Source organism: Pantoea agglomerans (assembly GCF_021397715.1).
Taxonomy (GTDB): Bacteria; Pseudomonadota; Gammaproteobacteria; order Enterobacterales; family Enterobacteriaceae; genus Pantoea; species Pantoea astica.
Genome location: NZ_CP090207.1, coordinates 123,140 through 139,177, shown reverse-complemented (window position 1 = coordinate 139,177; position 16,038 = coordinate 123,140). Strand labels below are relative to the sequence as shown.

General features: G+C 54.6%; 12 protein-coding genes. 4 read left to right on the top strand and 8 right to left on the bottom strand.

The features are described from left to right. Nucleotides 1–20: 20 nt before the first annotated feature. The 5 genes from fabY to typA form a co-directional block, all read right to left on the bottom strand. Nucleotides 21–968, bottom strand: coding sequence for a fatty acid biosynthesis protein FabY (gene fabY / locus LZU96_RS00650; RefSeq protein ID WP_046289509.1), 948 nt, complete (start codon nucleotides 966–968; stop codon nucleotides 21–23). A 59-nt stretch (nucleotides 969–1,027) separates the two neighbouring features. Next, nucleotides 1,028–1,465, bottom strand: a complete 438-nt coding sequence (gene dtd / locus LZU96_RS00645) for a D-aminoacyl-tRNA deacylase (RefSeq protein WP_233985819.1) — start codon at nucleotides 1,463–1,465, stop codon at nucleotides 1,028–1,030. After that, on the bottom strand, nucleotides 1,462–2,331 hold the full coding sequence (locus LZU96_RS00640) for a virulence factor BrkB family protein (protein ID WP_233985818.1): 870 nt from the start codon (nucleotides 2,329–2,331) through the stop codon (nucleotides 1,462–1,464). Before LZU96_RS00640 ends, dtd begins: the two co-directional genes overlap by 4 nt. 3 nt (nucleotides 2,332–2,334) lie before the next feature. Then, a complete protein-coding gene (gene yihX / locus LZU96_RS00635; protein WP_233985817.1) occupies nucleotides 2,335–2,931 on the bottom strand; it encodes a glucose-1-phosphatase in 597 nt (198 codons plus the stop codon). 211 nt (nucleotides 2,932–3,142) lie between these two features. Beyond that, nucleotides 3,143–4,966, bottom strand: coding sequence for a ribosome-dependent GTPase TypA (gene typA, locus LZU96_RS00630; RefSeq protein WP_046289508.1), 1,824 nt, complete (start codon nucleotides 4,964–4,966; stop codon nucleotides 3,143–3,145). A 436-nt stretch (nucleotides 4,967–5,402) separates the two neighbouring features. On the opposite strand from typA, the gene glnA reads away from it, so the two are divergent. The 3 genes from glnA (at nucleotide 5,403) to glnG (ending at nucleotide 9,417) form a co-directional block, all read left to right on the top strand. Continuing rightward, entirely contained in the window at nucleotides 5,403–6,812 is a 1,410-nt protein-coding gene (gene glnA / locus LZU96_RS00625) for a glutamate--ammonia ligase (protein ID WP_031377263.1), read from the top strand. Between the two features lie 138 nt (nucleotides 6,813–6,950). Beyond that, complete coding sequence (gene glnL / locus LZU96_RS00620) at nucleotides 6,951–8,000, top strand: nitrogen regulation protein NR(II) (RefSeq protein ID WP_233985816.1); 1,050 nt, start codon at nucleotides 6,951–6,953, stop codon at nucleotides 7,998–8,000. A gap of 7 nt (nucleotides 8,001–8,007) precedes the next feature. Next, nucleotides 8,008–9,417 carry a nitrogen regulation protein NR(I) gene (glnG, locus tag LZU96_RS00615; RefSeq protein ID WP_031377264.1) on the top strand — a complete coding sequence of 470 codons (1,410 nt, stop codon included), beginning with the start codon at nucleotides 8,008–8,010 and terminating at the stop codon, nucleotides 9,415–9,417. Between the two features lie 38 nt (nucleotides 9,418–9,455). Here glnG and hemN read toward each other — a convergent pair whose 3' ends face one another. Both hemN and yihI read right to left on the bottom strand, forming a co-directional pair. Beyond that, nucleotides 9,456–10,829: an oxygen-independent coproporphyrinogen III oxidase gene (gene hemN, locus LZU96_RS00610; protein ID WP_233985815.1), complete on the bottom strand. Its 1,374-nt coding sequence runs from the start codon at nucleotides 10,827–10,829 to the stop codon at nucleotides 9,456–9,458. A gap of 236 nt (nucleotides 10,830–11,065) precedes the next feature. After that, nucleotides 11,066–11,590 carry a Der GTPase-activating protein YihI gene (gene yihI, locus LZU96_RS00605; RefSeq protein ID WP_233985814.1) on the bottom strand — a complete coding sequence of 175 codons (525 nt, stop codon included), beginning with the start codon at nucleotides 11,588–11,590 and terminating at the stop codon, nucleotides 11,066–11,068. Nucleotides 11,591–12,142: 552 nt separating this feature from the next. On the opposite strand from yihI, the gene yihA reads away from it, so the two are divergent. Further along, a complete protein-coding gene (gene yihA / locus LZU96_RS00600) occupies nucleotides 12,143–12,778 on the top strand; it encodes a ribosome biogenesis GTP-binding protein YihA/YsxC (protein ID WP_233985813.1) in 636 nt (211 codons plus the stop codon). A gap of 417 nt (nucleotides 12,779–13,195) precedes the next feature. Here yihA and polA read toward each other — a convergent pair whose 3' ends face one another. Further along, complete coding sequence (gene polA, locus LZU96_RS00595; RefSeq protein WP_233985812.1) at nucleotides 13,196–15,982, bottom strand: DNA polymerase I; 2,787 nt, start codon at nucleotides 15,980–15,982, stop codon at nucleotides 13,196–13,198. Between the last annotated feature and the right edge of the window lie 56 nt (nucleotides 15,983–16,038).

Sequence of the window (16,038 nt, the reverse complement as noted above, 5' to 3'; positions counted from 1 at the left end):
GGTTTTACCGGCCCTGATGATCAGTTAATGCGCGCGCCCGAGCCGCCCTCTTCCAGCGGTCCGTCAGGATCGGCAGGCAGCACGATATAGACCCCTTCAAATACCGCGCCACGCTCTTCATCGCCGAACAGTTCAACTTCAAGCTGCACGCGCGCCTTACGGCCACGCGCCAGACGATCGAGATCGCCGCTTAACGAGCCCAGATCGGCGATGGCGCCTGGCCGACCACTGATAGGCTGACTGTAACGAATATGCGCATCGGCCAGAATAATGGTGCCGCCAAGATGACGCTCACGCAGCAACAGCCAGATTAATCCCCAGCCGGTCAGCGTCGCCAGCGAGAACAGGCTGCCCGCAAATAACGTCTGATGCGGGTTCTGATTGCCCGCCTCCGGCATGGTGGTGATAAATTTCTGGCCGGTATACTGCAGGATGCGTACGCCCATCTTTTCACTGAGCGGGATGTGCGCGTACCAGGCCTGCTGTAGCTGACCGCACCAGTCGGCGCGGTGCAGGATATCGTCAAGCGTGACCACTGGCTTGATCATCAGAAAGTGACGTACCGGCGTGGTTTGCGGCGCGGTAATCTCTCCCTGGTTGACGTAACCCAGTTTGGCAAAGAAGGCGACGGCATCTTCGCGCGCGCTACAGGTGACGCGTTTGGCCCCCTCCTGACGCGCCACCGATTCCAGCGTCATCGCCACCAGCGTCCCCAGGCCTTTGCCCTGCACCGAAGGGTGGACCGCCATAAAGCGAATCGCCGCTTCGTTGTCGGCATTGATGTACAGACGTCCTACCGCGACCGGCTGTCCCTGTTCATCCACCACCATCTGATGATGCGCTAAGGCATCCCAGGCGTCACGTTCAGAACCCTGCGGCTGACGCAGCGGTTTTCGTAGCATTTCCCAGCGGAACTGATAATAGATATCCAGCTCTTCCGCCGTCTGTGGCACGCGAAGATGATACATAAAATGTTTCTCTCGTTCGGAGCTTGCGTGGCTTATCCCTTGCCGCTCGGCTGACGATCTCACACCTGCAACCAGAAGGTTACAGGACCATCATTCACCAGCGCGACCTGCATATCTGCCGCAAAGCGGCCATTCTCAGTGGTGATGCCCTGCCGACGACAGCAGTCGCTGAAATATTCATACAGGCGTTCAGCTTCCGCCGGTTCCGCGCCGCCGGAAAAGGAGGGCCGCATGCCCTTTTTAGTATCCGCCGCCAGGGTAAACTGCGACACCACCAGCACGCTGCCGCCAGCCTGTTTGACGCTCAGGTTCATTTTGCCCTGTTCATCACTGAAGATGCGATAACCCAGCACCCGTTCTGCGAGACGCTCCGCACGCTGTGCGTCATCACCTTTTTCCACGCCCAGTAACACCAGTAATCCGCTACCGATTTCACCTGTCACGACCTGATCGACGCTAACGCTGGCGCGCTGCACGCGTTGAATCAATGCAATCATGTTTCCTCACGTTCTTTTTCTCTGTGCTGCTGTTTTAACTGGCGATAGTCCGCTAATGCGACAGTAATTTCAGCGCCTAACAACACAATACACCAGGTCCAGTAGACCCAGAGGAACAGAATCGGGATCACGGCCAGTACGCCGTAGATCAGCTGATAAGAGGGAAACATCGTAACATAGAGCGCGAAGCCCTTTTTACCCAGCTCAAACAGCGCACCCGCCACCAGCGCGCCAATCAGCGCATCGCGCGGTGGCACCCGCTGGGTGGGAACAATGCTGTAGAGCAGCCAGAAGGCGAACCAGGAGAGCAGCAGCGGGAAGATGCGCAGCATCTGATCGACCAGGCTGGTCACGCCGGTGGCGTTGATCCAGCGCAGCGACAGCAGATACGAGCTGATGGCCAGGCTGGCACCGGCCAGCAGCGGACCCAGCGTCAGGATCATCCAGTAAACCGCAAACGAATAGACCATCGGCCGCTTCTTGTTGCTGCGCCAGATGGTATTCAGTGCGGTATCGACCGAATGCATCAGCAGTAGCGCCGTGACGATCAGACCAACCGCGCCGACGGCGGTCATGCGGTTAACGTTGGCAACAAACTGCTCTAAATAGCGTTGCAGTGTGTTACCCGCAGCCGGCATCAGGTTAGTAAAGATGAACTGCTTTAACTGCACACTGATGTCGGAGAAGACCGGGAAAGCCGCAAACAGCGCAAACACCACCGCGATAAGCGGCACCAGCGCCAGCAATGAGACGAAAGCCAGATTGCCGGCCTGAGTCGTCATGCCATCTTCATCAACCCGCTTCCATAACAGTTTGAGCCACAGCCAGAACGCATGTAGCCCGGGACGAAATTTACGTGACGTCATGGTTTAATGCTGACCTGCGAACCAGTCGGGCACCGTTTTGCTGTCAGTGACCAGCACGCTTTCAATGCCCAGCGCGCGCGCCGCGTCAATATTCTGCGGGTTATCGTCGAAGAAGACCGCCTGATCGGCACTGACGCCTTCCGCCTCCAGCACGTGCTGATAGATGCGCGCTTCCGGCTTGCGCATCCCGAGTTCCTGCGACAGGTAGAGCGCATCCGCCGCCTGCTGCACATCCGGGTACTGGGTCGGCCAGAAGGCGCAGTGCAGCTTGTTGGTATTGGAGAGGATCACGACCCGATGTCCTTCCAGCCGCAGCCGGTTCATCAGCGCCAGAGTTTCAGGCCGCACGTCAACAAACACCGCCTGCCAGCCTGCGGTGAACTGCTCGTAACTCAGGGCGATCTCCAGCTTTTCACACAGCGCTAACGCGAAATCTTCATCGCTGATCTCGCCCCGCTCGTGCTGTTCAAACGCTTCATCCATCACAAAATGGCTTTGCAATGACGCCAGCGGCACGCGGCTAAGGTCACTCCAGACACCTAACACGCGGTTAAAATCGATATCAATGATCACATTGCCCAAATCAAAAATGTACAACATGGTGCGCCTCCTTCTGTTCCCTGAAGTATTCACTCTAGCGGCAAAAGGGCGGGCTGAACAGATAACCGCGGAGAGAAAAGCGGAAACGGCAATGACCGCTTGAGACGCGCGCGCTGAGACCCTACTCATCGCTGGCCTGGTGGTGCAGGATCGGAATTGCAGGCAAAAAAAAGCCCCGATAACGGGGCTTTTTATCGATTAAAGGCGCGAATTACGCGTCTTTAGGACCACGTGAAGCACGTTTACGGTCGTTTTCAGTCAGGTGACGTTTACGGATACGCACTGACTGTGGCGTGACTTCAACCAGTTCGTCATCATCGATGAACTCGATCGCCTGCTCCAGCGTCATCTTGATTGGCGGCACCAGGGTAGTCGCTTCATCCGTACCGGAAGCACGCATGTTGGTCAGTTTCTTACCGGTCAGACAGTTAACTGTCAGGTCGTTAGAGCGGCTGTGAATACCGATGATCTGGCCTTCATACACTTCCGCACCGTGACCCAGGAACAGCTTACCGCGGTCCTGCAGGCCGAACAGTGCAAACGCAACCGCTTTACCCTGACCGTTAGAGATCAGTACGCCGTTCTGACGCTGGCCCACTTCGCCTGGACGAATGTCGTCGTAGTGGCTGAAGGTGGAGTAGAGCAGACCGGTACCAGACGTCATGGTCATGAATTCGTTACGGAAGCCAATCAGGCCACGGCTTGGGATCACGTAGTCGAGACGTACGCGGCCTTTGCCATCCGGATCCATGTTTTTCAGATCGCCCTTACGCTCACCCATGGCTTGCATGACTGAACCCTGGTTGTTCTCTTCGATATCCAGCGTCACGTTCTCGAATGGCTCTTGTTTGCGGCCATCGATTTCACGGAAGATAACTTTCGGACGGGATACCGCCAGTTCGAAACCTTCACGACGCATGTTTTCGATCAGAACAGAGAGGTGCAGCTCACCACGACCTGATACGCGGAACGCGTCAGCATCTTCGGTTTCTTCAACACGCAGCGCCACGTTGTGAACCAGTTCTTTGTTCAGACGCTCAAGGATCTGACGTGAAGTCACGTACTTACCTTCTTTACCGCAGAACGGTGAGGTGTTGACGTTAAAGAACATGGTTACTGTTGGCTCATCGACGCTCAGTGCTGGCAACGCCTGCACGTTCTGTGGATCACAGATGGTGTCAGAGATGTTCAGTTCGCCCAGACCGGTGATAGCAATGATATCGCCCGCTTCTGCCAGATCGCTGTCGATACGCTCCAGACCCAGGTGAGTCAGAACTTTGCCGACTTTACCGTTACGGGTTTTGCCTTCGCTATCGATGATAGTGACTTGCTGGTTAGGCTTCACTTTACCGCGTTTGATGCGGCCGATGCCGATAACACCCAGGTAGTTGTTGTAGTCCAGTTGCGAGATTTGCATCTGCAGTGGCGCTTCAGCTTCAACCTGTGGTGGAGAAACGTGGTCAACGATCGCCTGATACAGTGGCGTCATATCGTCAGCCATATCAGTGTGTTCCAGACCAGCAATACCATTCAGCGCCGAAGCGAAAATGATAGGGAAGTCGAGCTGCTCGTCAGTCGCGTCGAGGTTGACGAACAGGTCAAATACCTGATCCACAACCCAATCCGGACGCGCACCCGGGCGGTCTACTTTGTTGATAACCACAATCGGCTTCAGACCATGCGCGAACGCTTTTTTGGTCACGAAGCGGGTTTGCGGCATAGGGCCATCCATCGCATCTACAACCAGCAGCACCGAGTCCACCATGGACATGACGCGCTCAACTTCACCACCGAAGTCGGCGTGTCCTGGGGTATCAACGATGTTGATACGGTAGTCGTTCCACTTAATGGCGGTGTTTTTTGCGAGGATGGTAATCCCACGCTCTTTCTCCAAATCATTGGAGTCCATCACGCGCTCGGTTGCTTCGGTACGGGCATCAAAAGTACCGGATTGTTGCAGCAGTTTGTCAACCAGGGTGGTCTTTCCATGGTCAACGTGCGCGATGATGGCGATGTTACGCAAATTTTCGATCACAGCTTTGCCTCAGGCATTAGAAATAGCGCGTTATTGTACACTGATTAAGCGGAAGACTGAACACGATCACACTTTTCACTGAAAGTTTATTGCATGGGCGTAAATTTGCCCTGTTACCGGTGCAGAAAATGCACTAAGTTGGGCTGATGCACCGATTTGGTGCTAAATCATCACCCATAAGCACCATAATGGTGCATGGCGACCATCGTGGTGCAGGTGAATCCGGACAAAAAGGTGCACCACAAGGCGATTTAACTGACTACGCGAAAGTTGGCACAGAATTCGCTTTATCTCTTTTAAGCGCAAACGCCAGTCAGACGACGGGTGAAGAGCGTGCCGGAATAGCCAGGTCAGGGATGGCAGTAGTCAGAAACGCATTCCCGGCAACGACGTTCCCTCACCATGTAGACAATGACCATTTCCAGGAGAGTTGAGTATGTCCGCTGAACACGTTCTCTCGATGATGAACGAGCATGAAGTTAAGTTTGTTGACCTGCGTTTTACCGATACCAAAGGTAAAGAACAGCACGTTACTATCCCTGCTCACCAGGTTAACGCTGACTTCTTCGAAGAAGGCAAAATGTTCGATGGCTCCTCCATCGGTGGCTGGAAAGGCATTAACGAATCAGACATGGTGCTGATGCCTGACGCGACCACGGCGGTCATGGACCCTTTCTTTGAAGATTCCACGCTGATCATCCGTTGTGACATTCTCGAGCCTGGCACCATGCAGGGCTACGATCGTGACCCACGCTCGATTGCCAAGCGCGCTGAAGATTTCCTGCGTTCTTCCGGCATCGCTGATACCGTGCTGTTTGGCCCGGAACCAGAATTCTTCCTGTTCGATGATATCCGTTTCGGTTCATCGACCTCCGGTTCACACGTGGCTATCGATGATATCGAAGCGGCCTGGAACACCGGCAAAGAATACGAAGGCGGTAACAAAGGTCACCGTCCAGGTCTGAAAGGCGGCTACTTCCCGGTGCCACCGGTTGACTCATCACAGGACATCCGTTCTGCCATGTGTCTGACCATGGAGCAGATGGGTCTGGTGGTTGAAGCCCATCACCACGAAGTCGCAACCGCTGGTCAGAACGAAGTGGCAACCCGCTTCAACACCATGACCAAAAAAGCTGACGAAATTCAGATCTACAAATATGTCGTGCACAACGTGGCGCACGCCTACGGCAAAACTGCGACCTTTATGCCGAAGCCAATGTTTGGCGACAACGGTTCAGGTATGCACTGCCATATGTCACTTTCTAAAGGTGGCCAGAACCTGTTCTCCGGTGACAAATACGGCGGCCTGTCTGAAATGGCGCTGTTCTACATCGGCGGCATTATCAAGCACGCCAAAGCGATCAACGCTCTGGCGAACCCGACCACCAACTCTTACAAGCGTCTGGTCCCGGGTTATGAAGCACCGGTCATGCTGGCATACTCTGCCCGTAACCGTTCCGCCTCTATCCGTATCCCGGTGGTTGCCAGCCCGAAAGCTCGTCGTATTGAAGCGCGCTTCCCGGACCCAGCGGCTAACCCATACCTGGCGTTCACCGCGCTGCTGATGGCTGGCCTCGACGGCATCATCAACAAAATCCATCCTGGCGATGCGATGGATAAAAACCTGTATGACCTGCCACCGGAAGAAGAAGCTGAGATTCCAAAAGTGGCTGGCTCGCTGGAAGAAGCGCTGAACGCCCTGAACGAAGACCGCGAGTTCCTGACCCGTGGCGGCGTGTTCACCGACGAAACCATCGATGCTTACATCGAACTGCGTAAAGCAGAACTGGACCGCGTTCGCATGACGCCACACCCGGTAGAGTTCGAGCTTTACTACAGCGTTTAATTGGTCAGACGTTTTTGTTGCCGTGGAAACTTTCAGCCCATCTTCGGATGGGCTTTTTTCTCCGCGAATTCACCGTTCATTCGCCTTCATTCCGGCTTAAAGACTAAAATGCACTAACTTAGTGCAGAGGAACGCTGTATGGCAACTGGCTCTCTGCCCGACGCAGGGCAGATTCTCAACGCGTTAATCAACAGTATTTTGTTGGTGGATAACGACCTGGTTATTCACTACGCCAATCCGGCGGCGCAGCAATTACTGGCGCAAAGCTCACGTAAATTGTTCGGCACGCCGTTACCGGAACTGACCGGCTACTTTTCGCTGAATATTGAGGTGATGCGCGAGAGTCTTGAGGCTGGCCAGGGATTTACAGACAGTGAAGTCACGCTGGTGGTAGATGGTCGCGCGCACATCATGTCGCTGACCGCCCAGCGTTTGCCCGATGGCTTAATTCTGCTGGAAATGGCGCCGATGGATAATCAGCGTCGCCTCAGTCAGGAACAGTTACAGCACGCCCAGCAGGTGGCCGCTCGCGATTTGGTTCGTGGCCTGGCACACGAAATTAAAAATCCGCTGGGGGGATTACGCGGAGCCGCCCAGCTGTTGTCGCGCGCCCTGCCCGATCCGTCGCTGAACGAATATACCAAAGTGATTATTGAACAGGCCGACCGGCTGAGAAACCTGGTCGATCGTCTGTTAGGGCCGCAGCAGCCTGGCATGCACATCACCCAGAGCATTCATCAGGTGGCAGAGCGTGTGGTCAATCTGGTGTCGATGGAGCTGCCGGACAATGTCTCTCTGGTGCGTGATTACGATCCCAGCCTGCCGGAACTGCCGCACGACCCCGATCAAATTGAACAGGTGCTGCTTAACGTGGTACGCAACGCGCTGCAGGCGTTGGGCGACGACGGCGGCACCATTGTGATTCGAACCCGTACCGCGTTCCAGTTAACGCTGCACGGCACCCGTTACCGTCTGGTGGCGCGGATTGATATTGAAGATGATGGCCCCGGCATTCCCGCCCAGCTGCAGGATACGCTGTTTTATCCGATGGTCAGCGGCCGTGAAGGCGGAACCGGTTTAGGCCTCTCCATCGCCCGTAGCCTGATTGATCAGCATTCAGGAAAAATAGAATTTAACAGTTGGCCGGGACACACCGAATTCTCGGTTTACCTGCCCATTCGCCAGTGAGGTTTCTATGCAACGAGGGATAGTCTGGATCGTCGATGACGATAGCTCCATCCGCTGGGTGCTTGAACGCGCGCTCACTGGAGCCGGTTTAAGCTGCGCCACCTTTGACAGCGCTAAAGAGGTGCTGGACGCACTCTCGACCAAAACCCCGGACGTTTTATTATCAGATATTCGCATGCCCGGCATGGATGGCCTGGCGCTGCTGAAGCAGATTAAACAGCGCCACCCGATGCTCCCGGTCATCATAATGACGGCCCACTCCGATCTGGATGCGGCGGTCAGCGCCTACCAGCAAGGAGCCTTTGATTACCTGCCTAAGCCCTTCGATATTGACGAAGCGGTTGCGCTGGTTGAGCGCGCCATCAGTCACTACCAGGAGCAGCAGCAGCCACGTAATCAGCCGGTCAGCGGACCCACCACTGATATCATTGGTGAAGCGCCAGCGATGCAGGATGTGTTCCGCATCATTGGCCGCCTGTCGCGATCCTCAATCAGCGTGCTGATCAACGGCGAATCCGGTACCGGTAAAGAGCTGGTGGCTCATGCGCTGCACCGCCACAGCCCCCGTACTAAAGCTCCCTTTATCGCGCTGAACATGGCGGCTATCCCGAAAGATTTGATTGAGTCTGAGCTGTTCGGCCATGAAAAAGGGGCATTTACCGGCGCTAACCAGATTCGTCAGGGCCGTTTTGAGCAGGCTGACGGCGGCACACTGTTTTTAGATGAGATTGGCGATATGCCGCTCGACGTGCAGACCCGTCTGTTACGCGTGCTGGCCGATGGTCAGTTTTATCGTGTCGGCGGTTATGCGCCGGTCAAAGTCGACGTGCGTATCATCGCTGCAACCCACCAGAATCTGGAACTGCGGGTGCAGGAAGGCAAGTTCCGTGAGGATCTGTTTCACCGCCTGAATGTCATTCGTGTGCATCTGCCACCGCTGCGTGAGCGCCGTGAGGATATTCCACGGCTGGCGCGTTACTTCCTGCAGGTAGCCGCCCGTGAGCTGGGCGTAGAGGCGAAAATCCTGCATCCGGAAACCGAAGCGGCGCTTACCCGTCTGCACTGGTCTGGTAACGTGCGTCAGCTGGAGAATACCTGTCGCTGGCTGACGGTGATGGCGGCCGGTCAGGAAGTCTTGATTCAGGATCTGCCGGCCGAACTGTTTGAATCCAGTACGCCGGAAAATCCGGTGCAGTCGCTGCCGGACAGCTGGGCCACGCTGCTGGCGCAGTGGGCCGATCGCGCGCTGCGTTCCGGTCATCAGAATCTGTTGTCAGAAGCACAGCCAGAGATGGAGCGCACCTTGCTGACTACCGCCCTGCGCCATACGCAGGGGCATAAACAGGAAGCCGCCCGGTTACTGGGTTGGGGACGCAACACGCTGACGCGCAAGCTGAAAGAGCTGGGCATGGAATAAGGTTGCTGAGACGGGCTGGGGAGACTCAGCCCGTCTGTTCAGATCACCCGGGAGAATTGCTGCTGACGCGCTTTCTGACGCAGGTAGCGATCAAAACACATACAGATATTGCGGATCAGCAAGCGCCCCACCCCCGTCACCTGCAAGCCCGTCGTCGTTTGCTCCACCAGCCCATCCGCGATTAACGGTTTCAGCAGCGCCAGGTCTTCGGCAAAGTAGTCGCCAAAGCGAATGCCCCACTGATTTTCAATCGCCGCAAAATCGAGCGAGAAGTTGCAGATCAGGCTCTTAATAACCTCACGACGCAGGCAATCATCGTCAGTTAACGCCACACCGCGCCACAGGCCATTGCCCTGCTGCTCCACGCTGCTGTACCACGTATTGAGCACTTTCTGGTTCTGCGCGTAGCTGTCCCCAATCATGCTAATGGCGGAGACGCCAAGGCCGAGTAAATCGCTGTCGCCCTGCGTGGTGTAGCCCTGGAAGTTACGATGCAGTTGCCCTTCGCGCTGCGCAATGGCCAGCTCATCCTGTGGCTTCGCAAAATGATCCATCCCGATAAACTGGTAGCCCTGCTGCGTCAGGGTAGCGATGGTCTGCTGCAGGATATCGAGCTTTTGCTGCGCCGACGGCAGTTCATCATCTTTGATTTTTCGCTGGGCGGCGAACAGTGCGGGCAGATGGGCATAGTTGAACACGCTCAGCCGGTCGGGATTAAGCGCCAGCACCCGCTGCAGCGTATAGGCAAAGCTTTCCGGCGTTTGTAGCGGCAAACCGTAGATCAGATCGATGCTGGTTGAGCTGAAACCCTGTTCACGCGCCCGCGCCATCAGACCAAAGATGACCGCTTCATCCTGTACCCGATTGACCCGCTGCTGTACCGCTTTGTTAAAGTCCTGCACGCCCATGCTCAGGCGATTAAACCCCAGCGCGCGCAGATGATCGATCACATCCAGCTCAATTTCACGCGGATCAACCTCGATCGACATTTCGGCATCGTCTGCCACCGTAAAATGCTGCTTCAGCAGTGCCACCAGCCGGCTAATCTGTGACTTATCAAGAAAGGTCGGTGTGCCGCCGCCCCAGTGCAGCTGGCTCACCTGACGCTGGCGGAACAGCGGCGCGCGCTGAATGATCTCCTGCTCCAGTACATCCAGGTAGCGATCGGCTTTATGGCGCTGACGCGTCACTATTTTATTGCAGCCACAGAAGTAACAAAGACGATGACAGAACGGAATATGAACATAAAGCGAGAGTGGGCGCTCCGGATAGCGCGCTACCGCACGCTGGAAATCGGCCTCACCATATTGCTCGCTAAACTCCAGCGCAGTGGGATAGGAGGTATAACGCGGGCCGGCATAATTGTATTTTTCAATCAGCGCCTGGTCCCAATCAATCTGCAGCGATGGCATGCTCACTCCTTCCGGTGACGTCGTCTAAGAGAAGGTCGCGATGAAGAAGGGATGAAAGGTGAGCGGGCAGAAGAAACCCGACGTAAACGTTGCTTCAGGCGCGACAGGCGACGTAGTTTAAACAATAACCACAGCAGATAACATGTCGCCAGCAGCGCGAAAATTGATCCAGGCCAAAACATTGTTGTTTACCTGAGAAGCGCGGCATGCGAAAAACGCATGCCGATCAAATTGGCTTAGTTGCCTTTCAGCAGACGGTACATATCTTCTTCCGCCTGCTCGTCATCGCCGTCATCCATGGCGATGCCTAACTGCTCCATCAGTTCGTCGATACGATCGAGTGCGGCGTCCAGCCAGCCCTGATCTTCCGCCGAAAGGGTTTCGCCATTTTCCAGCCGATCCAGCAGCGCATCCAGGCGTTCGTCATTTTCCAGCTTCGCCAGCTCTTCTTCCGGCGTCAGACGTACTTTTTTCTCTGCTGCCGGTTTCGCCACGCTTTTCTTCACTGGGGCGGCCGTAGTTTTCCCATCCGCAATCAGCGCGACCGGTTTTTTGCTGCCGATGCGGGGATCTTTAGCCTGGCTGGCCTGGCGTCCGCCGTTGTTGTCCGTTGCGGCCGGATTTGCACGGCTGCCTGACGCATGGCCGCGGTGCTTTTTATCACGTTTGCGATCGCGAGCTTCGTTATTAATATCGTCACGCGATTTACGTTTGGCTTTGACGGCAGGTTTGCCGTGCGCAGCTCGTGCAGGTTGCTTCATAGTGTTCAGTCCCGGCTTTTTTATTCAGTATAGAATTGCGGCGAAATCTAGCAGAAAGTAGCCAAAGAAAAAAGGCGACAGCTCAAGCTGTCGCCTTATTTCATACCTTCATAAGAAGGAATCATGTTTTAAATCCTTTTCGGCTCACAACATCCCGGTCAATCCTGCGCCTGCTCATCTCCCCTGAGCTTTTCCTTATCCCTGTCTGGTCCACATCCCTGACCATTTCCACTCCCTCGCTCTTTGCCTTCCTGACATCCCTGAGCGCATCATCCTGATGGGTGCTGCCATGCACTGCACACTAATGTAGACCAACTGGTAAAAGCCTCAAGTCAGCGGCAAGATTAGTTGCTGCAAAAAAAGACCACTTATTTATAACCTAATGAATAATATTGTTTTTTATTTTTAGTAATTAAAGTAAAAAACGACATAACGGGCAACCTCTATGGCAAATCTCTTACAAAAGCCGCCGTCGCCAAGCGGTTGAGCACTTTCGCGCCATAACGCGTATAATCGGCGCCATTGCCTTAATGCGTTTTCTGGAGTGTCACTTTGTCTGAATTGAATTATCACGTAACCCATTTTGTCCTGAGCGCGCCGGATATCCGCCATCTTCCTGCCGATACCGGTATCGAAGTCGCCTTTGCTGGCCGCTCTAACGCCGGTAAATCCAGCGCACTGAATACCTTAACCAACCAGAAAAGCCTGGCGCGTACCAGTAAAACGCCTGGCCGCACCCAGTTGATTAACCTGTTTGAAGTGACAGAAGGTAAGCGCCTGGTCGACCTGCCCGGTTACGGCTATGCCGAAGTCCCGGAAGAGATGAAGCTGAAATGGCAACGTGCATTAGGTGAGTATCTGCAAAAACGGCAGGCGCTGAAGGGTCTGGTGGTGTTGATGGATATTCGCCATCCGCTTAAAGACCTGGATCAGCAGATGATTCAATGGGCTGTGGAAAGCAGCATCCCGGTACTGCTGCTGCTGACCAAAGCAGACAAGCTCGCATCGGGTGCCCGTAAAGCGCAACTGACGATGGTGCGTGAAGCCTCACTGGCCTTTATGGGGGATGTGCAGGTCGAGCTCTTTTCGTCGCTGAAGAAGATTGGCGTGGATAAAGTCCGTCAGAAGCTGGATGGCTGGTTCAGTAACCTGGAGCCTGCACGCGACGATCAGGATGGGGAAGAGTAAGCCCCTCGCATCAGCCCGCCCGTTAGGTTCAGCAAAAGCCCAATAAAAAACGCCCCAGTCACAGAATGACTGGGGCGGCTAAATTCAGCCAAATCCGATTACGTGAAGTAAAAGGTCTGAAAGATAGAACATCTTACCTCTGTACCCTACGCCTCGAACTTTACCTGATTTTTTCTGAGCCACAAAGGCTTTTTTGTTGCTTACTTACATCAATCCGGCCTTTTTTTACCGTGCGCGTCACAAAAATAGCGTTGTGATGTAGTTTAATGACGTAAAAAGTGCTTAGCCGATAAGTAGTTACTCTTCCCCGTACGGCTCAGACGGCCAGAGCGCCAGCTGAAGCGATTAAGTAAACGATTTACTTATGCCTCAGTTCAGGCTGGCACCCACGCCGCCGTGCCAGCCGATATTGACCGGTTAGTGGGCTTCATCCCAGTTATCGCCGACGCCGATTTCAACCCGCAACGGTACGTCAAGCTGAACGCTGCCTTCCATCAATGCCTGGATTTTTTTACTGGCAGACTCAACCGCATCCGATCTGACCTCAAATACCAGTTCATCATGAACCTGCATAATCATCCGGACGCCGCTCTCTTTTTCCTGCTCTAACCAGCCATCGACCGCAATCATGGCACGCTTAATAATGTCAGCCGCCGTTCCCTGCATTGGCGCATTGATCGCCGCACGTTCCGCCGCTTTACGCCGTATTGCGTTGCTGGATTTGATATCCGGCAACCACAGCCGACGTCCTTCCAGCGTTTCGACATAGCCTTTGTTGGCTGCCAGCTGACGGGTATTTTCCATGTAGCTCAGTACGCCAGGATAACGTTCAAAGTAGAGATCCATATACTTTTTCGCTTCGCCGGCACCGATGTTTAACTGCCGTGACAGACCAAATGCGCTCATCCCATAGATCAGACCAAAGTTGATCGCTTTGGCGCTGCGGCGCTGTTCTCCACTAACCTTATCCAGCGCGACGCCAAAGACTTCAGCTGCGGTTGCCCGGTGGATATCTTCACCCTGAGCGAACGCATCCAGCAATCCTTTATCCTGCGAGAGATGCGCCATGATGCGCAGTTCGATTTGCGAATAGTCAGCCGCGACGATGCGATGACCTTTGGCTGCGATGAAAGCCTGGCGGATACGGCGACCTTCGTCGTTGCGTACCGGAATGTTCTGCAGGTTAGGATCGGTCGAGGATAAGCGTCCGGTCGCGGTAACCGCCTGATGATAAGAGGTATGGACCCGGCCACTTACCGGATTAATCATCAGCGGTAATTTATCGGTATAGGTCGACTTCAGTTTGGACAATCCGCGATGTTCCAGAATCACTTTAGGCAACGGATAGTCCAGTGCCAGCTCAGCTAACACCTCTTCACTGGTTGACGGTGCCCCGCCAGGGGTTTTTTTGGTCGGTTTGATGCCCTGCTTTTCAAACAGAATAACCTGTAACTGCTTGGTCGAAGAGAGGTTGAACGGCTCGCCCGCCAGTTCATGCGCTTTCAGCTCCAGTTCAGCCAGACGGGCGGTGAGTTCTTTCGAATGCTGCGCCAGAATAGATTGATCAATCAATACGCCATTACGCTCAATACGCGAAATCACCGTCAGTAGCGGCATCTCAATTTGCTCAAAGACTTTTTTCGGGCCCGCTTCTTTCTCCAGCTCCGGCCACATCTTCAGATGCAGCTGTAAGGTCACGTCGGCGTCTTCAGCCGCATAATGCGCCGCCTGTTCCAGGGCGATTTGATTGAAGGTGAGCTGGTTTTTGCCTTTGCCGGCGATTTCCTGGAAAGTGACGGTTTTATGGTTCAGCCAGCGCGCCGACAGGCTATCCATATCATGTTTGCCCACGACGCTGTTAAGAATGTAGGACTCCAGCATGGTGTCGAATTTGATACCTGCCAGTTCAATGTCGTAGTTCTTCAGTACGCCGCGATCGTATTTGAGGTTCTGGCCAACCTTCCAGGCGCTGGCATCTTCCAGCAGCGGTTTGAGCTGTGCCAGCACGGCGGTGCGATCGAGTTGCTCTGGCGCATCGAGATAATCATGTGCTACCGGCAGATAGGCAGCTTCACCTGGCGCCACCGCAAAGCCGATACCGACAATACTGGCACTCAGGGTATCCAGCGAATCGGTTTCCAGATCAAAAGCGAACACCTCGCTGTGCTTCAGTTTCTCCAGCCAGCTATCAAAAGTCGCCTGATCCAGGATAGTGACATAGCCATCGGCCGAGAGCACACTGCTGGCCTCAACCACATCCACCGGCTCATCAGACAGCCCTTTTTGCGCCTGAGGGCTGCTCTTTTTGCCCTGAAGCCATTTGCCATCCTGCAGATCATTCAGCCAGCGTTTGAACTCATAACGGCTGAACAGCGTCTGTAATGCCGCAACATCCGGTTCAGTGACCGTCAGTTCTTCACAGGGTAATTCCAGTTCAACGTCGGTTTTAATGGTCGCCAGCTGATACGAGAGAAACGCGACATCACGGTTCTGTTCAAGTTTGGCTGCCATGGTTTTGGCACCGCGGAACGACAGTTCGGCGACTTTGTCCAGATTGTCGTAAATAGAGCGCATCCCGCCCAGCCCCTGTAACAGTGCCTGCGCCGTTTTTTCCCCGACGCCGGGAACGCCAGGGATGTTATCCGAGCTGTCACCCATCATGGCGAGGAAATCGATAATCAAAGCGGGTGGTACACCATATTTCTGCTCAACCTCTTCCGGTCCCAGAATGGTGTTGGTCATGGTATTAATCAGGGTGATGCCCGGCGTCACCAGCTGCGCCATATCTTTATCACCGGTGCTGATCAGCACTGCGCGGCCTTTTTTCTCGGCCTCAAGCGCCAGCGTACCAATAACATCATCCGCCTCAACGCCGCTGACAGCCAGCAGCGGTAATCCCATGGCGCGTACCATTTCATGCAGCGGTTCGATTTGCGCGCGCAGGTCGTCTGGCATTGGCGGCCGATGCGATTTGTAATGCTCAAACAGCTCGTCCCTGAACGTTTTGCCTTTGGCATCAAACACCACAGCAACGTGACTTGGGCTATATTGCACCAGCAGGCTTTTCAGCATATTAAGCACGCCATACATGGCGCCTGTGGGTTCACCTGCACTATTGGTCAGCGGCGGGAACGCGTGATACGCGCGGTAAAGATAGGATGAGCCATCAACCAGAATCAGGGGATTTTCTGCTATTTGCGCCATAAGTCTGTCTATTCTTCGTTGCCATGGATTGGTCTATAAGGATGCCACAACCTGGC